Origin of the sequence: Micromonospora sp. NPDC005553 (assembly GCF_042871765.1) — a bacterium.
GTDB lineage: Bacteria > Actinomycetota > Actinomycetes > Mycobacteriales > Micromonosporaceae > Micromonospora.
Genome location: NZ_JBIAJD010000005.1, coordinates 255427 through 277630 on the forward strand (window position 1 = coordinate 255427; position 22204 = coordinate 277630).

General features: G+C 72.3%; 26 protein-coding genes and 1 pseudogene. 19 read left to right on the forward strand and 8 right to left on the reverse strand.

The window, feature by feature from the left end; genetic code table 11:
• Positions 1-10: 10 nt before the first annotated feature.
• Complete coding sequence (locus ACFYPG_RS21995) at positions 11-619, reverse strand: hypothetical protein (protein WP_387353698.1); 609 nt, start codon at positions 617-619, stop codon at positions 11-13.
• 43 nt (positions 620-662) lie between these two features.
• Here ACFYPG_RS21995 and ACFYPG_RS22000 point away from each other — a divergent pair, with 43 nt between their 5' ends.
• The 3 genes from ACFYPG_RS22000 (at position 663) to ACFYPG_RS22010 (ending at position 3061) form a co-directional block, all read left to right on the forward strand.
• Positions 663-1790: a DUF5919 domain-containing protein gene (locus ACFYPG_RS22000; protein ID WP_387353699.1), complete on the forward strand. Its 1128-nt coding sequence runs from the start codon at positions 663-665 to the stop codon at positions 1788-1790.
• A 76-nt stretch (positions 1791-1866) separates the two neighbouring features.
• Positions 1867-2751: a pentapeptide repeat-containing protein gene (locus ACFYPG_RS22005; RefSeq protein ID WP_387353938.1), complete on the forward strand. Its 885-nt coding sequence runs from the start codon at positions 1867-1869 to the stop codon at positions 2749-2751.
• A gap of 73 nt (positions 2752-2824) precedes the next feature.
• Complete coding sequence (locus ACFYPG_RS22010; protein WP_355009073.1) at positions 2825-3061, forward strand: preprotein translocase YidC; 237 nt, start codon at positions 2825-2827, stop codon at positions 3059-3061.
• A gap of 7 nt (positions 3062-3068) precedes the next feature.
• Here ACFYPG_RS22010 and rnhA read toward each other — a convergent pair whose 3' ends face one another.
• Genes rnhA through ACFYPG_RS22025 form a run of 3 tightly spaced genes read right to left on the reverse strand, consistent with a single transcriptional unit; the run spans position 3069 to position 5110 of the window.
• A complete protein-coding gene (gene rnhA / locus ACFYPG_RS22015) occupies positions 3069-3542 on the reverse strand; it encodes a ribonuclease HI (protein ID WP_091406604.1) in 474 nt (157 codons plus the stop codon).
• A 10-nt stretch (positions 3543-3552) separates the two neighbouring features.
• On the reverse strand, positions 3553-4833 hold the full coding sequence (locus tag ACFYPG_RS22020; RefSeq protein WP_387353700.1) for a lycopene cyclase family protein: 1281 nt from the start codon (positions 4831-4833) through the stop codon (positions 3553-3555).
• A 55-nt stretch (positions 4834-4888) separates the two neighbouring features.
• Positions 4889-5110 (reverse strand): hypothetical protein, encoded by a 222-nt coding sequence (locus ACFYPG_RS22025; protein WP_387353701.1) that lies wholly within the window; start codon positions 5108-5110, stop codon positions 4889-4891.
• A 112-nt stretch (positions 5111-5222) separates the two neighbouring features.
• Here ACFYPG_RS22025 and ACFYPG_RS22030 point away from each other — a divergent pair, with 112 nt between their 5' ends.
• The 8 genes from ACFYPG_RS22030 to ACFYPG_RS22065 all read left to right on the forward strand — a co-directional run bounded on the left by ACFYPG_RS22030 (position 5223) and on the right by ACFYPG_RS22065 (position 10699).
• On the forward strand, positions 5223-6050 hold the full coding sequence (locus ACFYPG_RS22030) for an ArsR/SmtB family transcription factor (protein ID WP_387353702.1): 828 nt from the start codon (positions 5223-5225) through the stop codon (positions 6048-6050).
• 303 nt (positions 6051-6353) lie between these two features.
• On the forward strand, positions 6354-6839 hold the full coding sequence (locus ACFYPG_RS22035) for a hypothetical protein (RefSeq protein ID WP_091406610.1): 486 nt from the start codon (positions 6354-6356) through the stop codon (positions 6837-6839).
• A gap of 86 nt (positions 6840-6925) precedes the next feature.
• Entirely contained in the window at positions 6926-7537 is a 612-nt protein-coding gene (locus ACFYPG_RS22040) for a class F sortase (RefSeq protein ID WP_387353703.1), read from the forward strand.
• Positions 7538-7670: 133 nt separating this feature from the next.
• The gene (locus ACFYPG_RS22045) at positions 7671-8771 is read left to right on the forward strand and encodes a magnesium and cobalt transport protein CorA (RefSeq protein ID WP_355009078.1); all 1101 of its coding nucleotides are present in this window, start codon (positions 7671-7673) and stop codon (positions 8769-8771) included.
• 47 nt (positions 8772-8818) lie between these two features.
• Positions 8819-9586: an SGNH/GDSL hydrolase family protein gene (locus ACFYPG_RS22050; RefSeq protein WP_355009141.1), complete on the forward strand. Its 768-nt coding sequence runs from the start codon at positions 8819-8821 to the stop codon at positions 9584-9586.
• Between the two features lie 104 nt (positions 9587-9690).
• On the forward strand, positions 9691-10107 hold the full coding sequence (locus tag ACFYPG_RS22055; protein WP_355009079.1) for a YchJ family metal-binding protein: 417 nt from the start codon (positions 9691-9693) through the stop codon (positions 10105-10107).
• A gap of 3 nt (positions 10108-10110) precedes the next feature.
• The gene (locus ACFYPG_RS22060) at positions 10111-10281 is read left to right on the forward strand and encodes a hypothetical protein (RefSeq protein WP_387353704.1); all 171 of its coding nucleotides are present in this window, start codon (positions 10111-10113) and stop codon (positions 10279-10281) included.
• 31 nt (positions 10282-10312) lie between these two features.
• Positions 10313-10699 carry a VOC family protein gene (locus ACFYPG_RS22065; protein WP_387353705.1) on the forward strand — a complete coding sequence of 129 codons (387 nt, stop codon included), beginning with the start codon at positions 10313-10315 and terminating at the stop codon, positions 10697-10699.
• A 46-nt stretch (positions 10700-10745) separates the two neighbouring features.
• Here ACFYPG_RS22065 and ACFYPG_RS22070 read toward each other — a convergent pair whose 3' ends face one another.
• Together ACFYPG_RS22070 and ACFYPG_RS22075 are read right to left on the reverse strand one after the other, a co-directional pair.
• Positions 10746-12071 (reverse strand): MFS transporter, encoded by a 1326-nt coding sequence (locus ACFYPG_RS22070; RefSeq protein ID WP_355009082.1) that lies wholly within the window; start codon positions 12069-12071, stop codon positions 10746-10748.
• A 252-nt stretch (positions 12072-12323) separates the two neighbouring features.
• A complete protein-coding gene (locus ACFYPG_RS22075; RefSeq protein ID WP_355009083.1) occupies positions 12324-13436 on the reverse strand; it encodes a hypothetical protein in 1113 nt (370 codons plus the stop codon).
• Positions 13437-13631: 195 nt separating this feature from the next.
• Between ACFYPG_RS22075 and ACFYPG_RS22080 the strand changes: the two genes are divergently transcribed.
• The 4 genes and pseudogenes from ACFYPG_RS22080 to ACFYPG_RS22095 all read left to right on the forward strand — a co-directional run.
• Positions 13632-14762: an N-acetylmuramoyl-L-alanine amidase gene (locus ACFYPG_RS22080; protein WP_355009084.1), complete on the forward strand. Its 1131-nt coding sequence runs from the start codon at positions 13632-13634 to the stop codon at positions 14760-14762.
• Positions 14763-14856: 94 nt separating this feature from the next.
• Positions 14857-16431, forward strand: coding sequence for an FMN-binding glutamate synthase family protein (locus tag ACFYPG_RS22085; RefSeq protein WP_387353706.1), 1575 nt, complete (start codon positions 14857-14859; stop codon positions 16429-16431).
• Positions 16432-16792: 361 nt separating this feature from the next.
• Positions 16793-17317, forward strand: coding sequence for a GNAT family N-acetyltransferase (locus tag ACFYPG_RS22090; protein WP_387353707.1), 525 nt, complete (start codon positions 16793-16795; stop codon positions 17315-17317).
• Positions 17314-17715, forward strand: a pseudogene (locus tag ACFYPG_RS22095) (GNAT family N-acetyltransferase); the annotation flags it as partial. The gene ACFYPG_RS22090 and the pseudogene ACFYPG_RS22095, both read left to right, overlap by 4 nt.
• Positions 17716-17789: 74 nt before the next feature.
• On the opposite strand, the gene ACFYPG_RS22100 reads toward ACFYPG_RS22095, so the two are convergent.
• Positions 17790-18779, reverse strand: a complete 990-nt coding sequence (locus tag ACFYPG_RS22100; protein ID WP_387353708.1) for a helix-turn-helix transcriptional regulator — start codon at positions 18777-18779, stop codon at positions 17790-17792.
• A 61-nt stretch (positions 18780-18840) separates the two neighbouring features.
• On the opposite strand from ACFYPG_RS22100, the gene ACFYPG_RS22105 reads away from it, so the two are divergent.
• The 4 genes from ACFYPG_RS22105 (at position 18841) to ACFYPG_RS22120 (ending at position 21687) form a co-directional block, all read left to right on the forward strand.
• Positions 18841-19311, forward strand: a complete 471-nt coding sequence (locus ACFYPG_RS22105; RefSeq protein ID WP_355009088.1) for a VOC family protein — start codon at positions 18841-18843, stop codon at positions 19309-19311.
• A gap of 57 nt (positions 19312-19368) precedes the next feature.
• A complete protein-coding gene (dinB, locus tag ACFYPG_RS22110) occupies positions 19369-20556 on the forward strand; it encodes a DNA polymerase IV (RefSeq protein WP_355009089.1) in 1188 nt (395 codons plus the stop codon).
• 121 nt (positions 20557-20677) lie between these two features.
• Positions 20678-21046 (forward strand): hypothetical protein, encoded by a 369-nt coding sequence (locus ACFYPG_RS22115; protein WP_387353709.1) that lies wholly within the window; start codon positions 20678-20680, stop codon positions 21044-21046.
• 158 nt (positions 21047-21204) lie between these two features.
• Entirely contained in the window at positions 21205-21687 is a 483-nt protein-coding gene (locus ACFYPG_RS22120; protein WP_357203749.1) for a peptidoglycan-binding domain-containing protein, read from the forward strand.
• Between the two features lie 93 nt (positions 21688-21780).
• Here the strand turns inward: ACFYPG_RS22120 and ACFYPG_RS22125 are convergent, their stop codons facing one another.
• Positions 21781-22185: a peptidase inhibitor family I36 protein gene (locus tag ACFYPG_RS22125; RefSeq protein ID WP_387353710.1), complete on the reverse strand. Its 405-nt coding sequence runs from the start codon at positions 22183-22185 to the stop codon at positions 21781-21783.
• Between the last annotated feature and the right edge of the window lie 19 nt (positions 22186-22204).

The window sequence follows — 22204 nt, forward strand, 5'->3', positions numbered from 1 at the left end:
CGGCGGGCCGTCAGCGCATCCGTGCGGCCGACGCCCGGAGGATGTAGACGAACTGCACACTGAACGCCACCACCGCGACCAGCACCCCGACCAGGACCGTCCACACGCCCCCGGCACCGACGGTCGAGGCCACCAGGGCGATGCCGAGACCGCTCAGAACGGCGTTGACCGCGCCCACGAGTGCGGCCGTGGTCAGCAGGAACTCCCACCGCCCGGGACGCGTGCCGACCAGGTTCCACGCCGTGCTCATGGCGTCGTCGGCCCCCACCGCGTCGGCGAAGAAGTCGTGCTCGCCGGCGAGCTGATGGTGGTAATAGGCCCGGATGCGCTGGATCCGCAGCAGGTCCAACGAGTTCTCCACGGTGGTCTCCACCAGGCGCAGAAACGTCAGCACCCCGATGATGACAAGCGTCGGCAGCACCGCGGCAAGGTACGGCCGGACCAGCCTGTCGTTGCTGGCGACGAAGCCGAGGCCGATCAGCGCCGCCGACAGGACGGACAGGAAGATGGTGGCGCGACCGGTGGCCTCGGCGATGGTGCCGGCGCGGGACGTCTGCAACGCGTAGTGCTCGGTGGTCAGGACGGTAAGAAGCGCCTGCTCGCGTTCACTCTCGTCCACCCCGCCACCCTCCGTGGTCGCACGACTCCGTTACCGTCAGCCTATGAGCGGTGGATCGGGTCCGAGCGGCGAAATGCTCGGGTGGGCTGGTCGGGGCGGGCGGCAACGACGGGCCTTCGTCGTCGGTGGGGCGCTCTTCGCGATCGCCGTCGTCATGCTGCTGGCCGCCTGGCGCAGCACCGGCTTCCTCAGCGACCTGCTGCTCAACCTCGGGGCCAGCGTGGTCCTCGCGGCCATCTCGTACGTCATCTTCGACCCGTTGTTCGAGGAGGCCCGCAAGGCGCGGGTGCAGGAGCACCTCAGCTTCGACCAGCAGGCGTTCGTGACACGGCTGCACCGCTCCGGGCGTCGGGTGCGCATCCTCGACACCTGGACGATCCTGTTGGAGCAACGGCACCGGGAGGAGACGCTGAGCGCTGTGCGAGCGGCGCTCGCCAACGGCGCCCAGGTGCAGTTGCTCCTGCTCGACCCCGACTGCACCGCCGCCCAGCAACGCTCCGAGGAGCTGGAACGGCAACGGGTGGACGTGCCCCGGCAGATCCGCACCAACCTGCGCCACCTGGCCGCGTTCGCCGACGCGCTCGACTCGCGGCTGCGCCACCGCCTTCAGGTCCGGCTCTACGACGCGTCTCCGTCGATCCAGCTCTACCAGTGGGACGGGCGGGCGCTGATCTCGTTCTTCCCGATCGGGAAGTTGTCGTTCAACGTGCCGCAGCTCGAGGTGGACATGGACAGCCCGTGGGGCGGGTTCGTGCACGCCCGGTTCGAGGAGCTGTGGGAGCACGAGCAGGCCACCCTCGACCTGGAGCGGTACTGGTCGGTCATGGTCACGCTGCGCCACGACGAGTCGGACGTGGTCGAGGTACGCGTGCCGTTCGTGACGGTGGACGGGCAGCACTACGTCGACTGCCGGGGGTTCCGGGTGACCGGTCCGCTGACGGTGCGAGCCGTGCTGCCGCCCCGCGCGCCCGGGGCGACGCCCGGCGTGTTCGCGCTGGCCGAGCCCGCCGACGAGGACCGCACCCCGGTCGCCGTCGTGAAACGGCACTTCGACCAGAAGTACGGGCACGACGACGGCGAGCGGGACGTCCGCCGGCTCGTGCCGCCACCGGGCGATGCCCGTACCCCGGCGCCCCGCACCGCGCCGGCCGGCGACACACACGCACGGTGACCCCCCGACCGACCTGTGGTTTCGACACACGAAACAATGGTGGTCCACCCTGATCGCCAGGAGGACCGTCGGCGTGTTGCACCGCACCGCACCGCCGTCCGGGGCGGCGCAGCTGCGCGCCGACTGCGGACGCTGCTTCGGGCTGTGCTGCGTGGTGCCCGCCTTCGCCGCGTCGGCGGACTTCGCCATCGACAAGCCGGCCGGCTCGCCCTGCCCCAACCTGCGCCCCGACCACCGCTGCGGCATCCACACCGAGCTGCGGCAGCGTGGTTTTCCCGGCTGCACGGTGTTCGACTGCTTCGGGGCCGGGCAGCAGGTCGCCCAGGTGACCTTCGGCGGGCGGGACTGGCGGGACGCGCCGGAGACGTTGCCGGCGATGGCGGAGGCGTTCGCGGTGCTGCGACCGCTGCACGAGCTGCTCTGGTACCTCACCGAGGCGGTGGCGCTGCGCCCACCGGCCGACCTGCGCGCCGAGCTGGAACGCGCCCGCGCCGAGACGCTGACGCTCACCGAGGGTGACCCGGCGCAACTTCGCGCGGTGAACGTCGCCGACCAACGCAACCGGGTCAACCCGCTGCTGTCCCGGGCCGGCGACGTGGCCCGCGCCCCCGGCGGCGCCGACCGGCGGGGCGCGCACCTGCTCGGGGTGGACCTGCGCCGCGTCGATCTCCGCCGGGCCAACCTGCGCGGGGCGCTGCTCATCGGCGCCGACCTGCGCGGAGCGGACCTCGGTCTGGCCGACGTCACCGGTGCGGACCTGCGCGGCGCCGACCTGCGGGGCGCGGACCTGCGGCGCACGCTCTTCCTGCACCAGACCCAACTGGACGCCGCCCGAGGCGACACCCACACGGGCCTGCCACCGACGCTCACCCGGCCGGCGCACTGGACGGCGCTGCCGCTCACCCCGGTCCGTCAGCCCGCCCGGTCTCCCGCACCCGCCCGTCGGGGCCGGCGTCGCTGACCGCGAGGTTTCGGCCGGGACGACGCCGGGTAGCCAGCGCCGACGTGAACCGGCATCGACGGGGGGGCACGGCGTGGGCTACCGAAAGCGCGACGGTGAGCTGCCGGGCGACCCGCAGCACAGTGAGGACGAAGCCGGCCAGGTGCCACTGGTGCAGGTCGAGGCGGACACCGAGGTCCCCGCACCGGCGGACACCGACGTCCGGCCGGACATCGTGACCGAGCCCGACAACTCGGGCGTCGCCGGTGGTTCATCCGGCAGCAGCGGCGGCGGTTCCAGCATGCCGGGGCACCCCGACGCGGCCCGCTGACCCGGGATCAGCGGCTGGTCAGCGCGCCCCGGGCCTCGGTCATGCCCTTGTTGGCGAGCCCGTCGGCCCGCTCGTTCTCCGGGTGGCCGTTGTGCCCCTTGACCCACAGCCAGGTGACCTCGTGCCGTTCGCAGGCCGCCTCCAGCCGCTGCCACAGGTCGGCGTTCTTCACCGGCTGCTTCGCGGCGGTCCGCCAACCGTTGCGCTTCCACGACGCCAGCCAACTGGTGATGCCGTTGCGCACGTACGTGCTGTCGGTGTGCAGCTCCACGGTGACCGGCCGGTTCAGGCTCTCCAACGCCTGGATGGCCGCCATCAGCTCCATCCGGTTGTTGGTGGTGGGCGTGGCCTCACCGCCGCACAGCTCCCGCTCGTGATCGCCGTAGCGCAGCAGCGCACCCCAACCACCCGGACCGGGGTTGCCACTGCACGCCCCGTCGGTCCAGATCTGCACGCCCCTGCCGGCCGCCGCGTCCACCATGCCCGGCAACCTACCGGGAGCGGACGTCGTCCTCCCCGCTCAGGGGGCCGGCGCGCCGAGCCGTCGGCGTCGAACCCACCACCGCGGGTGGGATGGCCGGCGCCGGCCGGGTGGGGCGCAGCCGGTCGCGGACCCGGTCTGCGGCGTCGCCGGCGGTCGCGGCGATCATCGGCAACAGCCGGGTCGAATTCATGATGGCGACCTCCTCGGCCACAGTGGTGCCGCCGTCGAGGAAGCGCAGCACCCGCTCGGCCGGGTTGCGGTCGAAGAGCCGATCGAAGAAATCAGGACCGCCCACCCCGCCCCGGTCCAGCGCGCGCAGCGCCACCGCGTCCATCCAGCGGTGCCGGCGCGGGTACGCCGGCTCGGGCACCGGAGCGCCGCCCGCGGCGAGGGCGCGGGCCACCTGGTCGGCCTGGCGGTACATGGCGGAGAAGGTGAAGCCGGTGGAGGGGCGGGTCGCGCCGCCGGCCGTGCCGAGCCGGACCACGCGGGGGGTGGGCCGGGCGGGGAACGGCGCGTCGGTCATCGGGATCACCCCGTTCTCCACCTCGCGCACCCGCAGCCCGGTCGGGTCCAGTCCGAGCAGATCCCGGTAGCCGGCCAACGCCGCGTCGTACCCGGCGTCGGTGAGCAGGTCCGGCGAGAACTCGGTGTACTCGACCAGGGCGTAGCGGTCGCTCACCGGCAGCACGTAACCGAAGGAGACGCCCCGGGGCGGCTGCGGGGTGCGGAAGTCCATCAGCACCGCGCTGGTCGGGTCGAACACCGGCCGGTCAGCCTCCAGCCACCACCCCCGGAAGTGCTGCAACCAGGTGGTTCGCCCCGCTCGTGCCGGCGGGCGGGGGCGGGAGTCGAGCACCCAGCCGGCCCGTACGCCGCGCCCGTCGCCGGTGCCCACCAGCACCCGGTCGCCGTCGTCACGCACCGTCTCGGCGGGCGCGACGATCCGTTTGGCGTCGAGGCGACGCTCGGCGTCGGCAGCCCGGTCGTAGACCGGGCCGGAGCGGAGCATGGCGTACCGCAGCGGGGTGAGGTCCAGGACGCGGCGTCGCGCCGCCGTCGCCACCTCGACCTGCTGCCAGCTCGCGCTGAGCAACGGGTCCAGGTCGCCGTCGGGGTGACCCCAGAACGCCCAGGTGCGGTCCTGACCGCGTCGGCGCACCGGGTCGACGATGGCGACCCGCAGATCCCGGACGCCGTGGCGGTCCAGTGCGGCGAGCAGCAACGAGGCGGCGCCGCCGCCACCGAGCAGCGCGAGGTCGACGTCGAGCGGCGCGGAGTCGGTCACCCGCACCACGCTGCCACACCGACGCGCGCCACCACCCGATGGGCCGCCACGGCGCTCAGGCCACCGGCGCGGGCGACTCGACCGGGGGCGGGTCGGCATAGGCGCGCGCGACCGCGGCGCGGTTGAAGACCCGCCAGGTGGCGGCGGAGACGCCGATCGCCACCACCAATCCGACCCAGTACGGCGCTGTGATGCCGAATCGGGCGGCCAGCAGCCCGCCCAGCAGTGCGCCCGCGCAGTTGCCGCCCGCCGCCACGAAGAGGTTCGTGCTGGCCACCCGGCCCTGCAGGTTCGCTGGGGTGAGGGCCCCCACGGCCAGGTTGACAGGCAACCCTTTGGTTGCCTAAATTGACCGGCAACCGAATGATTGCCTGTTGTGGAGAGGGTCGATGGACGACGCGTTCCGGGCGCTGGCCGACCCCAGCAGGCGTCGACTGCTGGACCGGCTCAACGAGCGCAACGGCCAGACCCTGCGGGAGCTGTGCGACGGGCTGGCCGGCACCCGACAGGCCGTCAGCAAGCACCTGTCGGTGTTGGAGGCGGCCGATCTCGTCACGACCGTGCGACGCGGCCGGGAGAAGCTGCACTACCTCAACGCCGCCCCGATCAACGCCATCGCCGACCGGTGGCTCAGCCGCTACGACCGCGAACGCGCCGCCACGCTGGCCGACCTGACCACCGCATTGGAGCGACAAGCCATGGAGAGCCCGACCTTCGTCTACACCACCTACGTGACCACTACCGCGCAACGACTGTGGTCCGCGCTCACCGAACCGGCGTTCACCCGTCGCTACTGGGGTGGAGTCGCGCTGGTCTCGGACTGGCAGGTCGGGTCACCCGTGCTGTGGCAGGACGCACCGGACGTCGAGCCGCGCGACCTCGGCCAGCGGGTGCTCGTCGCCGAGCCGTACCGTCGCCTCTCCTACGGCTGGCACGGCTTCCAACCCGAGCACGCCGAGCACTTCGGCTGGTCCGACGAGGAGCTGGCCGCGCGGCTCGGTGAGCGCCGCTCGAAGGTGACCTTCGAGATCGAGCCGCACAGCGGGTCGACCGTCCGGCTGACAGTCATCCACGACGACTTCTCCCCCGACAGCGAGATGCACCGGGCGATCAGCGGCCAACTCGACGGCAGCGGCGGCTGGCCGGAGCTGCTGGCCAGCCTCAAGACCCTGCTGGAGACCGGCGAGCCGATGCCCGACCCGAGCCCGGCCGGCTGACCCGAGGGCGCACCGCCCGGCGGTGCATTTCCGCCGTCTCCGGCAATACCTCGCCATCGACCCAGCGACGACAGCCCGACCGGATGGACATCGATCGGAGCACCGGTGCCGGTCGGGCCGTCCGGGCCTTTCGGCAGCTCTCCCCGCCTTCGGGTGGACACGTGACGGCAACGAGGATTTCTCATTTTCACCTGATCGAGGACCCAACCCACCTAGTGTTGGGCACACCGGTGCTAGTCACGGAGTTGGCCACCCGAACGACGTCCCACGCAGTCAGCGGACGAAAAGTGAGGGAAGACGCGTATGAAGGTCTCAACAGCACTCTGCTCGGCGGCGCTCGGCGTGGGCCTCGGCACGCTCCTGCTGCCAGGCGCCGCACTGGCCGACACCACTGTGTCACCGGCCACCACCCCGGTCGGTGGGACCGTCGTGCTCACCGCGACGACCTGCAACCCGAAGTCGGGTGACGCCCTCTTCCGGGTCACCGGCCCCAACCGCGACCAGAACGTCCGATCCACCACGGCCGCCGCCGGAGGCGGGCTGAGCGCCGAACTCTTCACCGCCGGATTCACCCTGGGCACGTACACGGTGGCGGCGACCTGCGGCGACGGCAGCTCGGCCGGCACCGCCACGTTCGCCGTCACCCCGATCGGCGGCGCGCCGGCCGGCTCCGGCGGCGACAACCGTGACACCGGCGCTCTCGCCGCCGGCGGCACGCTGCTCGGCACCGCCCTCGCCGGCGCGGTGATCCTGATCCGCCGGCGCCGTCCGGTGTCCACTGTCGCCTGATCGGCGACCGTTCCATCCCTGAGACGGGTGCCCGCGCCGGTGACACCGGCGCGGGCACCCCGACAATCCGGTGCGGAGGTGCAAACGTGCGGTGGCGGCGGACCCTACCGGCAGTGGTGGCCCTGCTCGGCGTGACCGGGCTCGGGCTGATCACCGTCGGCCTCACCGCCGATCCGGCGCGGCCACCACAAGCGTCGGCCGACGCGCCGACCCGCACCCACCCCGCACCGGACCTGGCTCCGCTGCCACCCGCCGCGCCGGTCCGGGTGCAGATCCCCGCCATCGATGTACGCGCCGACATCGTCCCCGTCGGCGCCGACGCCGCCGGGGTGCTGGAGGTGCCGCCACTGGACCGGCCCACCCTCGCCGGCTGGTACCGGTACGGGGTCAGCCCCGGTGAGACCGGCAACGCTGTCCTGGTCGGACACGTCGACGCGCCGTCCGGCCCGGCGGTCTTCTTCGACCTCGGTCGGCTCCGGGCCGGGCAACAGGTGCAGGTCACCCGCGCCGACGCGCGCGTCGCCACCTTCACAGTGGACGACGTGCGGGCGTACCCGAAGGAGCACTTCCCCACCGCCCTGGTCTACGGCCCGGCGGACGCCGCCGGGCTGCGCCTGATCACCTGCGGAGGCCGGTTCGACGCGGCGACCGGCAACTACGTCGACAACGTCGTCGTCTTCGCCACCCGCACCGCCTGAACCGGACCGCCTGCCCGAGCCACCCACGCCGCCCACGCCGCCTCCCCGCTGTCGGGAGCCGGACCCTCGTCGGCAGAATGCGGTGGCACCATCCCCTGATCGGGACGGTACGCCGGCGACGGGGAGGCACGCGGTGGATCAGCGACCGGTACGGGACCGGACCGGTCGAGGCGTACGCGCCCTGGCCCGTCGACTGCTCGGACGGGTCGAGGGCGACTCCCCCACCCTCCGCCGGTCCAACCCGGACGCCGTGGTCGACTGCGCCGTCTACGTCAAGGGCCGCCGGGAACCCGGTCAACCGCACTACGCCGACGCGTACGCCCGGGCGCGGCACGGCCGCGACGCCTTCGTGTGGCTGGGACTGCACGATCCCGGCCCGGCAGTGCTCGCCGCAGTCGGCCAGACCTTCGGCCTCGACGAACTGACAGTCGAACAGGCGCTCGCCGACGGGCACCGGCCCACCGTGCAGCGCCACGGGCCGGTCACGCTGCTGGTCCTGCGCACCGCCGGGTACGTGGAGCACGACGAGCTGACCGAGACCTCCGAGGTGATCGACACCGGGGACGTCATGGTGCTGCTCGGTGACCGCTTCGCCATCACGGTGCGGCACGGTGCCGCCGGGGCGCTGCGCAGCGTTCGCGCCGACATCGAGCGCCGCCCCGCGCTGCTGGCAGCCGGCCCGTGGGCGGTGGCGTACGCGGTCTGCGCCCGCATGGTCGACTCCTACCTCGAGGTGGCCGGCCACGTGGAACGGGACCTGGAGCGGGTCGAGGAGGCGGTGTTCGCCCGCGACCGCACCGCCGACATTCAGCACATCTACCAGCTCAAACGGGAGGTGGTGGAGTTCAAGCGCGCGGTCCTGCCGTTGCAGGGGCCGATGCGTACGCTGCTCGAACCCGACGGCCCGCCGCGCGCCCTGCACCGCTGGTTCGTCGACGTCGACGGCCGGCTGAGCCGGGCGGTGGACCGGGTGGCCGCGTACGACGACCTGCTCACCTCGATCGTCCAGTCGCGGCTGGCGCAGCTCGCCGTCGAGCAGAACAACGACATGCGCAAGATCGCCGCCTGGGCGGCCATCGCAGCCACCCAGACCGGCATCGCCGGCATCTACGGCATGAACTTCAACCACATGCCCGAGCTGGCCTGGCGCTACGGCTACGCCGGGGCCCTCACCCTGATGGCGGCGGCGGCCCTGTTCCTGTACCGGCTGTTCCGCCGCTCCGGCTGGCTGTGAGGTCGGTGGTCCGCCCGAGCTGACCGAGGGCTAACCTCGCGCGGGTGATGTGGCAGCGGTACGTGGCGATCGGCGACAGCACCACCGAAGGGCTCGACGACCCGGACGGCATCGGTGGCTACCGGGGCTGGGCCGACCGGTTCGCCCTGGCGGTGGCCCGCGCCCAGGGCGGTCTGGAATACGCGAACCTGGCCATCCGGGGCCGGACCACCGCGTTGATCCGCGCCGAGCAGCTCCAGCCCGCCCTCGACCTGGCGCCCGACCTGGCCACCGTGGTCGCCGGCATGAACGACGTGCTGCGCCCCTCCTTCGACGCGGACCAGGTCGCCGGGGATGTGGCGGCGATGCAGCAGGCACTGGTCGAGCAGGGGGCCACGGTGCTGACCTTCACGATGCCGGATCCGGCGCCCGTGATGCCGTTGGCCCGGCCGCTGCGTGGTCGCATGCTGGCGCTCAACGAGGCGCTGAGGGCCGCCACCGCACGGACCGGCGCCACCCTCCTCGACCTGGGCGCCCACCCGGTCTCCTCCGATCCGCGGCTGTGGAGCGACGACCGGCTGCACGCCAACAGCGCCGGGCACGAGCGCATCGCCGCCGCCCTGGCGTACACGGCGGGTCTGCCCGGGTTCGACGACTCCTGGACGCGGCCGTTGCCGCCGGCACCCCGGCGGCGCCGCGGCGAGGTGTTCGGCGCCGAACTGGCCTGGACCCGCCGGCACCTGCTGCCCTGGCTGGCCCGGCACCTGCGGGGCCAGTCGTCGGGCGACGACCGGGTGGCCAAGCGTCCGGTGCCGCTGCCGGTGCCGCTGGACTAGGCCCTGTGCGGCGACAGTCGTCGGTCGAGCCGAGGCAGGGTCCAGACGGCGGCGGACCAGGGGCTCTGACGCAGGCCCTGGAGCGGGTGCGGCAGGATGGCGACGTGGGTAAGGGTGCGGGACGTCGGCGGGCGAACGCGACAACGGGACGGGCGTGCCCGTGCGGTTCCGGCCGGGCGTACACGGACTGCTGCGCGCCGGCGCACGGCGGCGACGCCCCGGCGACGGCCGAGGCGTTGATGCGCTCCCGGTTCAGCGCCTTCGCCCTCGGCGACTCGGGTTACCTGCTGCGCAGCTGGCACTCCTCGACCCGGCCCGCCTCCCTGGAGCTTGACCCGGGGCAGCGGTGGACCCAACTGGAGATCGTGGAGACCGAGCGGGGCGGCCTGCTCGACACCGCCGGCACTGTGACCTTCCACGCCCACTACCGGGACGCGGGCCGGCCCGGCACGTTGACCGAACACAGCCGGTTCGTCCGCGAGGACGGCCGCTGGGTCTACCTCGACGGTGACCAACCCTGACGGGTGCGCGTCCGCACCGCCACCGCGCCGCGCAGCTTCCGGGCCGACTGGGCCGGGGGCTCCACCAGGATCGTCGTCGGCATCGACGCTGTCGGCGAGTCGAAGGCCGGGGTCAACGTCCTGCACGAGAAGCTGACCGGAGCCGAGCAGGCCGCGGAGCTGAAGGCGTACTGAAGGTGTTGCTCGAGACGGACGGAGACCACCGATGACCATGACACTCATCAACCTGCCGGTGCGCGACCTGACCACCGCGACCGAGTTCTACCGGGCGATCGGCTTCACCAGCGACCAGGCCCAGCCGGACGGTGACAGCACCGTGCTCACCATCTCCGACACCACCCGGCTGGTGCTGCACCTCCGCTCGGGTTTCGAGGCGTACACGGGTGTCGCCGCCACGGACACGGCGACCAGCCGCGAGGTGATCGTCGGGCTGTCGGCGTCGAGCCGGGGGCAGGTCGACGAACTGGTCGACCAGGCGGCCGTCGCCGGTGGGGAGTCGCTCGGGCCGGGGATGGCCAACGGGCCGATGTACATGCGCGGCTTCCGGGACCTCGACGGGCACCAGTGGTCGTTCCTGCACATGGCCGGCTGAACGTGCGGCCCGGCGGCGGCCCGCGGAGGCCGCCGCCGGGCCCCGGTCAGTCCGGGCCGCCCGGCACAGCCGCAGCCACGACGGTGGGCACTGTCGTCCGGTGCCGGCGGCGGGTCAGCAGCACCAGCGCCACCACGAGGTACGCCCCGGCGGTCAGCGCGAACGCCACCGCGTTGCCGGCCGCCGTGGCGAGCAGGCCGTAGGCGGCGTACGTCACGATGATCAGCACGTCCGTGGCCATCCCGGCCAGGGAGGTGACGGTGGCCCGGCTGCTGCCGACGATCCGGGCCTGGAGCCGCGCGTCGGCCAGCACGGTGGCCAACTGCGCAGCGCCGAACGCCACCGCCAGCAGCACGAACCCCGCCGGGTGCCGCAACAGGGCGCCTCCGGCCAGCGCGACGCCGACCAGCCCCAACAACCCGGCGTAACCTCGGCTGCCCAGCCGCTCCCCCGCCGGGGCGAGCAGCCCACCGACTGTCACTCCGACCCAGAGCAGCAGGAGCAGCAGGGGTACGGCCTGCGCCCCGACGCCGGTGTCCAGGGCGAGCAGCGGGGTGTACTCGTCCAGGGCACCCCAGTCGGCGGCGACCACGGCCACCAGCAGCACGGCGGCCCGTACCGGCGGACGGGTGCGGACCTGCGAGACCCCGGCCCGCAGCGTGTCCCACCACCCCAGGTCACCATCGTCGTCCGGGCTCACGGGCTCGTCCTGCCGGGGTGGTGCGGCACCCACCGGCCGGACGACCGCCGCCGGCTCGGCGACCGGAACGCCGACGGCGGCGGGCGCGCGGTGTTCCGGGAAGCGGGTGGCGACGATCGTGGCGAGCAGGCAGGCGAGCACGCTGGCCGCGCCGACCACCGGGTATCCGCCGACGGCGAGCACCGGGCCGGCGAGCACTCCGGAGACCACCACGCCCAGCACACCGGCCGTCCGCGCCCGCCCGAGCACCCGGGCGTACCGGTCGACAGCGCCGAGCCGGTCCAACTCGGTCCAGACCAACGCCTCCAGCGCACCGGAGACCAGTGCGCCACCAGCGCCCCAGAGCAGGAAGCCGACAGCGAAGGCCGGGTACGACGGCAGCAGCACCCAGAGCGCGAAACCGGCGGCGGCCACCAGCGGGGCGAGGCACAGCAGCAGTCGGCGGGACAGCACGTCGGCCCAGGCGCCGGAGGGCACCTCGAACAGGATTCCGGCGGCGGACCAGATGACGAAGAGCGACGCGATCTGCCCCACCGACAGCCCGGTGTCGGCGAAGAACACCACGTACAGGGGGTAGAGCAGGACCAGGTCACTGAGGAACGCGTACCCGTAGAGGGTCGCCGTCAGCCGACGGACCGCCGGCTCGGGCACGCGCGAAGCGATGAGGGTCATGGGGCCTTCCCGTGGGAGTGGAGACGGACACCGGACGTGCGGTGACCGTGGTGGCCCACGGGATCGGCAGACGCTGCTGGATCAATGTCGCCAGGTCATGCCCGCGATGCTAGACAACCGGCGCGGCCTCGGCCAGCGCTTTCGGCGCGCCGGGCAGCGCGAACCGGGCCGGGTGGGCGGGGCGGGGCGGGGCGGACAACGAGAGGCGGGGCGGGATCGAATCGGTCCCGCCCCGCCGCCGTACCGCTGGTGTCAGCGCCGGTCGAGCGGCGGAATGACGGTGGTGGTCTCGCTGTCGTCGCTGGTGCGCTGCCCGGGCACCGCGCGATCGGTGCCGCCCGTGACCACCTGGGTGGTGTCGGGGTCGACGCCGGCGCCCACCGCCTGCGTGACGTCCGAATCGGCCGAGCCGCTGACCACCTGCGTCGTGTGGTCGGTCGCTGAGGGCCGGGCCGGCGTCGGCGTCGGCTCGTCGGCGGCGCTGCGGTTGGCCACCTGGGTGGCGTCGGAGCTGACCGGGAAGTGGACGACCTGGGTGGCCTCCGGGTCGGTGGGCCGGGTCACCACCTGGGTGGCGTCGGCGTCGGTGGGCCGGGTCACCACCTGGGTGGCCTCCGCGTCGCTGGTGGTGGCCGACCGGCGGGCCAGCGCGGCCTCGGCGTCGCGGCGACTGGCCCGGTACGCCTGGGCGTGCTCGGCGATCAGCTGCGACTCCCGCTCGGCGCGGGTCAGCCACGACTCCCAACGGCTCTGCATCGGACGGATCAGACCGCCGCCGACACCGACGACGAGGATGCCGCCGATAGTGGCCAGCACGGCGATCAGCACGGGGGTGGTGACCGCGGTGGCCACGCCGATCTGGTTGAGCGCCGCGATGACGCCGAGGCCGAGGATGAACACCGAGGCGATGGTGGCCAGCACCCGGCCGTACGACAGGCCGCCGAGCGCGCCGCTGATGATGTCCTTGACCGCGTTGGCGATGGCGGCGGCGACCACGACGATGACGATCGCGACGAAGGCGCGGGGCAGCCACGCGATCACCGCGCCGAGAAGGTCGGAGATCGGGTTCGGGCCCCAGATGCCGAAGGCGAGCTGAAGGGTGAACAGCAGCACCGCGTAGTAGACGAGCTTCGCGACGATGTCACTGGCGTCGTACCGGGAGCGGCTCAACGCGCGGCGGATGCCGCCGCGTTCGACGGCGCGGTCGAAGCCCACCCGTTCGAGGACCTTCTCCACGATCTTCAGTACGGCCTTGGCGATCAGCCATCCGGCCACCAGGATCGCCAGGAAGGCGACGGCCTTGGGCAGGAAGAGCATCACCGAGCGGAGAGCGTCGCCCACCGCGTCGCTGACGTTGTCACTCATCTGGTCATTCCTTAAATGGGGCAGCCGGAACGGTCCGCCCCGACCTACCCCCGACCCGACACGCGGAAACACAAGTGATCATCAGGCCTGTCGGCCCTCTGGCGCGCGGGCGAGTTTTGGCAATATTCTCCGGAGTGCGTGCGGCCACTGGAGCTACTTTTCATCCCCCCGCCGTCGGCCGCAGGAGGAGATGCAATGCACGTCGACTATTCCGAAGTGGATCGCCGGACGCTGCTGCGGGCCGGTCTCGGCGCCGCCACGGTCGCCGTCGTCGGGAGCGAACTCGCCTTCCCGGGCGCGGCGCAGGCCGCGCCGGGCACCGACCTGGACTGGATCATCAGCTGTGACGAGTGGGCCGCCCGCCCGCCGAAGGACCCGCTGTCGGTGAGCGCCATCGCCACCAACAAGATCATCGTGCACCACATGGCGTTCCCGAACGTCACCGACTACTCCCGTGAGCAGGCGGTCAAGCTGGCCCACGACTGCCAGGACCTGCACATGGACGGCAACGGTTGGTCGGACACCGGCCAGCACTTCACAGTGAGCCGTGGCGGGTACGTGCTGGAGGGCCGCCGGGGCAGCCTGGAGCGCCTCGAAGCCGGCGACCGGCAGATGATCTCGGCGCACTGTCCGGGTGAGAACGGCCGGGCCATCGGCATCGAGAACGAGGGTACGTACGTCACCGAGACGCCACCGGAGGCATTGACCGACTCGCTGGTCAAGCTCTGCGTCGCGATCTGCCGGCAGTACGGGCTGCACGCGTACGACATCTTCGGCCACTGGGACTTCCGCACCACCGAGTGCCCGGGCGCCGCCTTCTACCGACAGTTCCCCGAGCTGCGGCGGCGGGTGCACGCCGCGCTGGGCACCAAACTCGGTGACGTGCCGGCGCGCCGCTGGCCGGACCTGTGGCGTTTCGTCAACTCCCCCTCGGTCCGGGTGGTGCAGCACCTGCTCGCCTACCGGGGCTACCCGGTGACGGTCAGCGGCACGTTCGACGCCGCGACAGTGGCGGCCGTGCAGGACTGGCAGGCCCGCAACGGCATCGCGGTCGACGTGGACGCCACCCTCACCACGCCGACCTGGGAGACGCTCGCGCCGGAGTTGGACCAGCACGCCGCCGGAGCGCCGGTCACCGCCGTGCAGGAGATCCTCGCCACCAAGGGGTACGCGGTCACCGTCACCGGGGCGTACGACCACGCCACCCGCACTGCGGTGCAGGACCTGCAGGCGCTGCACGGGCTGCCCCGCAACGGCAAGCTCAGTACGAGCACGTGGTGCACCGTCGTCGGCGGGTCGGTCCGCGAGTCGTTCCGGCACCGCTGAGCCCGTAGTGGTGGTGGTGGTGCGGGGGCGCACCCGCACCGCCACCAGCACGCTCACCGGTTTGATCCGCGGCCCCGGCGGAAAGAGTTGCGGCATGACCTGGGCCCGTCGAGCCGTACCCGCCGTCGCCGCCGCCGTCGCGGCACTCGCCGCGCGGGATCTGATCCAGCGTGACCACGCGCTGCTGCGCAACTTCCCGGTCCTCGGCCGGGCCCGCTACCTGTTGGAGACGATCGGGCCGGAGCTTCGGCAGTACATCGTGGCCGGCAACAACGAGGAACGGCCCTTCACCCGCGACCAGCGCCGCTGGGTGTACGCGTCGGCCAAGCAGGAGAACAACTACTTCGGTTTCGGCACCGACAACGACATCGAATACACCGCCGGGTACCCGATCATCAAGCACCGTACGTTCGGTCGTGCCGTGCCGCCGTCGGCACCGACCGCCGGACAGGACGTACGGGTGCCGTGCGCGAAGGTGCTCGGCGCGGCACGGGGACGAGCCCGGGCGTTCCGACCGGAGTCGGTCGTCAACATCTCCGGAATGAGCTTCGGCTCGCTCTCCGGCAACGCCATCACCGCCCTCAACAAGGGAGCAGCCCTCGCCGGCTGCCTGCAGAACACCGGCGAGGGCGGCCTGTCGCCGTACCATCGCAACGGTGGTGAGCTGGTCTTCCAACTCGGCACGGCGTACTTCGGCTGCCGGGACGAGCACGGCCGGTTCAGCCTCGACCGGCTGAAGGACCTGGTCGCCGGCGCACCGGTGCGGGCGCTGGAGATCAAGCTGAGCCAGGGCGCCAAGCCGAGCCTCGGTGGGCTGCTGCCGGGGGCGAAGGTGTCCGCCGAGATCGCCGCCACTAGGGGCATCCCGGCCGGTCAGGACTGCGTCAGCCCGTCCCGGCACGCCGAGTTCTCCGACTGCGACAGCCTGCTCGACTGGGTGGAGTTGCTGGCCGCCGAGACGGGCCTGCCGGTCGGCATCAAGTCGGCGGTCGGTGACCTGAGCTTCTGGGAGGAGCTGGCCACCCTCATGCGGGACACCGGCCGGGGTGTGGACTTCGTGACGATCGACGGCGGCGAGGGAGGCACCGGAGCCGCGCCACTGATCTTCACCGACTCGGTGTCGCTCCCGTTCCAGCAGGGCTTCTCCCGGGTCTACAAGATCTTCGCCGAGCACGGTCTGCACGAGCAGGTGGTCTTCGTCGGCGGCGGCAAGCTCGGCCTTCCGGACAACGCCATCGTGGCGTTCGCCCTCGGCTGCGACATGGTCAACGTCGGCAGGGAGGCGATGCTGGCGGTCGGCTGCATCCAGGCGCAGAAGTGCCACACCGACACCTGCCCCACCGGCGTCGCCACCCAGAACGCGTGGCTCGCCCGTGGGCTGGACCCGGCGTTGAAGTCGGTCCGGGCGGCCAACTACCTGCGGACGCTACGCCGGGACCTGACCAAGGTCGCCGAGGCCTGCGGCGTCGAACACCCCGGCCTGATCGGCACCGACGCCGTGGAGATCCTGGACGGCCGCACCGCCTCAACCCCACTGCACCAGGTGTACGGCTACCGACCGGAATGGGGACTGCCCTCGCCCGCCGACCAGGCGGAGATCATCCGGCTGATGGTCCCGGAGGCACGCCAGGGCGGCAGCGCCCCGCCCTCCGCCACTGCCGTCGGTTGAGATCACGCCCCACCCGGCTGCGAGACCCGCAGGCGCGGAGCAGGGACGTACCAGGCCCGCGGATCGCGGATCGCGGATCGCGGATCGCGGATCGCGGATCGCGGATCGCGGATCGCGGATCGCGATGAGCTTGATGACTGGGCGACATCTTGATGACTCACAGACATCAAGCGTTTCCCCGCCATGTCCGCGAAGCCGCCCGCCACCCACCACGACCGCCACCCACCACAACCGCCAGCCGCGACGACCGCCGGCAGATCGAGAAGTCGGCGGCGGCGGCGCAGGCGGCCAGCGCAGGGTTGTGTCCCGTGCCGGCGATAAACGCGTGGAGCCGGCAACTCACCGCGTCTATGGTGGCGCGGTGCTGATCAGACGCGAGACACCCGCCGACGTCGACGCGATTCGCGCGGTGCACTCCGCGGCCTTCGCCCAGGCCGATGGCGGTGACGGCGTACCGGTCGAGGCGACCCTCGTCGACGCGCTGCGCGTCGACGAGGGCTGGCTGCCCGCGTACTCCCTGGTGGCGACCGATTCGGACGGCCAGGTGGTCGGGCACGTGGTGGCCACCCGCGGCCGGGTGGGTGGCGCTCCGGTGGCGTTGGGCCTGGGGCCGCTGGGCGTGTTGCCCGACTGGCAGCGGCGCGGTGTTGGCAGCGCGCTGATGCACGCGGTCCTTGGCGCGGCTGACGCGCGGGACGAACCGCTGGTGGTCCTGCTCGGGCATCCCGACTACTACCCGCGCTTCGGGTTCCGGCCGGCCGTCGAGCTGGGCGTCACTCCACCGCAGCCGTGGGGGCCGCAGTACTTCATGGCTCGGCCAATGCACGCGTGGCGCGAGTCCATCCGGGGCGAGTTCCGCTACGCCGGCCCGTTCGACGACCTGTGAACCGGCCCGCCATCCGTCGGCGGCGCGCCACCGACCTGGACGGCTGCGTCGCGGCGCTCGCCGAGGTCCACCAGGTCGACGCGTACCCGCTGAACTGGCCCGTCGACCCGCACCGCTGGCTGCGCGAGCCGCACCCGGCGCGGGCGTGGGTCGCCGTCGACGCCGACGCGGCCGTTGTCGGACACGTCGCTGTGCATCGGATCCCCGATCAGGTGGACGGGCCGCCCGGCCGGCCGACGGCTGAGGTGGCTCGTCTCTTCGTGGTGCCGAGAGCCCGGGGGTTGGCGCTGGGCAGCGCGCTGCTGGACCGGGCCCGCCAGTGGGCGGGCAAACGCGGGACGGACCTGGTGCTGGAGTTGGCCGCCGACGGCGCTGCGGCCGCCGCTCTGTACGAACGCGCGGGATGGCGGTGTGTCGGCACCAGCACGGCACCATGGACCGCTCCCGACGGCGGCCCGGTGTCGCTGCGCCACTACACGCTGCGGCACCGCGCGCCGGGCTCCGACGTCGCACCCGCCAGCACGGCGAGGCGACGGGCGAGCCGGCCTGCGGCCTCGCGCAGCTCGGGAGGCTCCAGCACCTCCATCTCGTGATCCAGGCGGGCGAGGTGCGCGGCGAGCCAGTCCAGGCTGTCGCCGCCGACGACCAGCACCGACCATCCTTCGCTGTCATCCTCGACCCGCCCCACCTGTGGTGGGACCACCTCCCGCAACCGCTCCGGTTGGGCGTGCACCCGCACCCGGGCGAGGTATCGGTACGGTGCCCCGGTCACGGCGCGCTGCACGAAGGCGACCGGATCCGGGTGTTCGCGCGCCGGGAAACGCCAGGTCGTCGCGACCGCAGCCCGGATCCGATCCAGCCGGAACGTCCGCCAGTCGGCGCGGTCGACGTCCCAGGCCATCAGATACCAGCGGCGGCCGGTCGTGACCATCCGGATCGGCTCGACCGTCCGCTCCTGCTCACCAGCGCCCCGGCCGGGATAGTGGAATCGGACGCGTACCCCGTCCCGACAGGCGCGGGCGAGTGTCACCAGCAGTTCCGCGTCGATCTCGGCGACCGGGCCGATGAGGGTGTCGGTGGCACCGTGCACCGCCCGGACCTCGGCGCGGAGCCGCGATGGCATCACCTGATCGAGTTTCGCGAGTGCCCGCAACGCGGCCTCACTCGCCCCGGCGACAGTGCCCCCGGCGGCGAGCCGCAGGGACACCGCCGTGGCGATTGCCTCCTCGTCGTCGAGGAGCAGCGGCGGCAACCGGGTGCCGGCACCGAGTCGGTAGCCGCCGCCGACGCCCGACACCGCGTGCACCGGGTAGCCGAGCGCCCGCAGACGCTGCACGTCGCGGCGCACGCAACGGCCGGTGACCCCCAGCTCCGCGGCCAGTTCGGCAGCCGTCCAGGACAGTCGTCGTTGCAGCAGCGCCAGCAGGCGCAACACCCGCTCGGTCGTCGCCTCGACGGTCACTCGTCGATCGTTGCACGGATAGCGGAACAGCCCTGTCCGCTATCCGCGAGAGGCTGGGATCATGACCGACCAGACCAGGAAGCAGGGATCCGCCGTGATCCGCGACGTCCAGATCACGTTCGACTGCGCCGACCCGGCGAGGTTGGCCACCTTCTGGGCCGAGACGCTCGGCTACCAGGTACAGGCCCCACCCGGAGACTTCGAGTCCTGGGATCAGGCGCTGGAGGCGATGGGTGTGCCGCCGGAGAACCGCAACGACGCGTCAGCGGTGGTCGACCCCGAGGGCTCGCGACCACGGCTGTTCTTTCAGCGAGTGCCGGAGCACAAGCAGGTGAAGAACCGCGTCCACCTCGACGTCCGCGCGGCCCCCGGGCTGGAGGGTGACGAGCGGATGGCGGCCCTGGAGGCCGAGGCCGAACGGCTCGTCTCGCATGGTGCCAAGCGACTCGATCGGCACGAGCCCACTCCCCCGTTGGGCGCCGGTCATCTCATCATGGCCGACCCGGAGGGCAACGAGTTCTGCCTCGACTGACGGGGCGTCTGCCCAGCTCACTGCCGCACCAGGCCGGCGTCATGCGAACATGTGTACGTGTCGCCCGGCGCCAGCATCCTGCACGCCGACCTGGACGCGTTCTACGCGTCGGTCGAGCAGCGCGACGACCCGCGCCTGCGCGGGCGACCGGTGATCGTCGGTGGTGGTGTGGTGCTCGCGGCCAGCTACGAGGCGAAGGCGCGGGGCGTCCGCAGCGCGATGGGCGGCCAGCAGGCGCGTCGGCTCTGTCCGGACGCGATCGTCGTGCCGCCGCGGATGTCGGCGTACACGGCAGCGAGCCGCGCGGTCTTCGAGATCTTCCGGGAGACCACACCGCTGGTCGAGGGGCTCTCCATCGACGAGGCGTTTCTCGACGTGGGGGGTCTGCGGCGGCTGGTCGGGCCACCGGTCGAGATCGCCGAACGACTACGCCGGGAGGTCCGCGACCGAGTCCACCTGCCGATCACCGTGGGGGTGGCCCGCACGAAGTTCCTGGCCAAGGTGGCCAGCGGCGTGGCGAAACCGGACGGCCTGCTGGTGGTCGCACCGGACGCCGAGCTGGCGTTCCTGCACCCGCTGCCGGTGGAACGGCTCTGGGGCGTCGGCCCGGTCACGGCCACCAAGCTGCGCGAACGCCGGATCCGTACCGTCGGGGAGGTGGCCCGCCTCGGGGAGGCGGCGCTGGTGTCGCTGCTCGGTGCGGGCTCCGGCCGGCACCTGCACGCGTTGGCGCACAATCGCGACCCTCGGGCGGTGCAGGTGGGGCGCCGGCGCGGTTCGATGGGCGCGCAGCACGCGCTCAGTCGTGCCCCGCACGCCTCCACGGAGCTGGACGCCATCCTCGCCGGCCTGGTCGACCGGGTCAGCCGGCGGATGAGGGCGGCCGGGCGGTCCGGCCGCACTGTGGTGTTGCGGCTGCGCTTCGGCGACTACACCCGGGCGACCCGGTCGCACACGGTGCGTAAGGCGACGGCGGACACGACGCCGCTACTCGCCGCCGCGCGTGCGCTACTGCGCGCGGCGCTGCCCGAGATCGATCGGCGTGGCATCACGTTGATCGGTGTCTCCGTGGGCAACCTCGACGACAACCCGGTCCAGCCTGAGCTGCCGTTCCAGCCGGACTCCGGGTCCGATCTGGACGTTGCGGTCGACGCGGTCCGCGACCGGTTCGGATCAGCGGCGCTCACGCGTGCGGTGTTGCTCGGTCGGGAGCCGGGCGTGGAGATGCCGCTTCTGCCGGATTGACCGATAAGCGTGCGGCGTCCGCGGCCGAGCTGCGATCAGAGACACATCACAGCAGGTCGGCGGTTTAGCCGGCGGCTGACGGGTGACCCTTGTGGGGTACAGCCTGACGAGGGGGGCCACCATGTCCGACGACACCAGCAACCGACCGAGTCGCACCGCCGAGCGTCCGCACGACGTGACCGACCCGCTGCTGTGGCAGTTGGCGATCGATGTGTTGAGCGCACACGAGCCGGACGACGAGGGCCAGTGCCGCAACCTCCAGTGCGCCGGGCAGTCCTGGCCGTGCGCGGCCCGCACCGGCGCCGAGCACTCGCTGCGACTGGCGCGCGGCGCCTCCGCCTCGGTCGAGGGGACCATTGACGGAACCGACAGCGACGACATCGACACGGATGGGCGTCGCGAGGCGGCGGTACCCGCCCCCCGCTGGGGCTGGAACGCCGGCCCGGTGGCGACGCACCGAGGGTCGAAGGCGTCCGCTTCGGCGGCATGACCCCGACCTGCGTACCGAACCGCACACGCGGGAACGCTCGGCCGGTGATCCGGCCGAGCGTTCGCAATTGACGTTCGAGCAGGAATTCGTAGATCGATGGTCGCGATGCTTCGAGGCACACGGGGTCGACCCCGGTAGCCCATCCTCAGGAGGAGAGCATGCCGATCCATCGAAGCAACCTCGGCCGCCGCAGCGCCGCCGCCATTCTCGCGACAGTGCTCGCCAGCGCCGGCCTGGCCCTGGCCGCGCCGACCGCCGCGCAGGCCGCCACCACCTGCACCAGCCTGACCTACTACAAGGTCGGTGGTTACCCGGGTGAGATGCACGTGCCAACCGTCGGCTGGCAGGACCGCAACAAGACCTGCTACCTGAAATACGGCAACTCCAACAGCGCGGTCAAGGTGTTGCAGGAGGCGCTGAACAACTGCTACTCGCAGTCGCTGCGGCTCGACGGTCAGTACGGCACCAACACCCGCAACGCCGTCTTGTACGCACAGCGCGTGATCAACGACACCTGGTCGTGGGCGGACATCGCCGAGGACGGCGAGTACGGCCCGCAGACCCGGGCGTGGATGGGCTTCGCGACCTTCGGGGTCAACGGTGGTCCGGTCATCCCGAACGTCTGCTACTACCCGGGCTGACCGCACGACGGCGCCGGTCGGAATCCCCGTTGGATTCCGACCGGCGCCGTCGTGGCGTCTCCGACTTCTCTCCCCCACCGGAGACTTCCGCCCTCAGCAGACCCGTACGGCCTCGATGCGCAGGTTCCAGGTGCCGCCGATCGCGGCCGAGTCGTACGCCAGGTTCGCCCGATAGCCGTAGGCGTGCTGGTAGCCGAGGAGCCCGGTGGCGTTGGCGTTGTCCCAGAAGGTGGAGACGGTGCCGGAAGCCCGGTTGTTCTTGATCGACTGGGCCTTGTTGCGGAAGTACGAGGGCAGCGTGACGTCGTTACAGCCGTTGTACGGCCCGTCGAGGTAGAACACGTCACCGGTGAAGTTCGTACCGGCGTAGAGGCAGAGCAGGTTCGTGGGGCACGGGTAGTTGGCGGCCTGGGCCAGGCTCGGGGCGGCGCCGAGCCCGGCGGTCAGGGCAACCGTGGCAACCAGGGCGGACGTGAGCCTTCGCCGAATATTTCGCACGTAAGTGACCTCCGGGTCT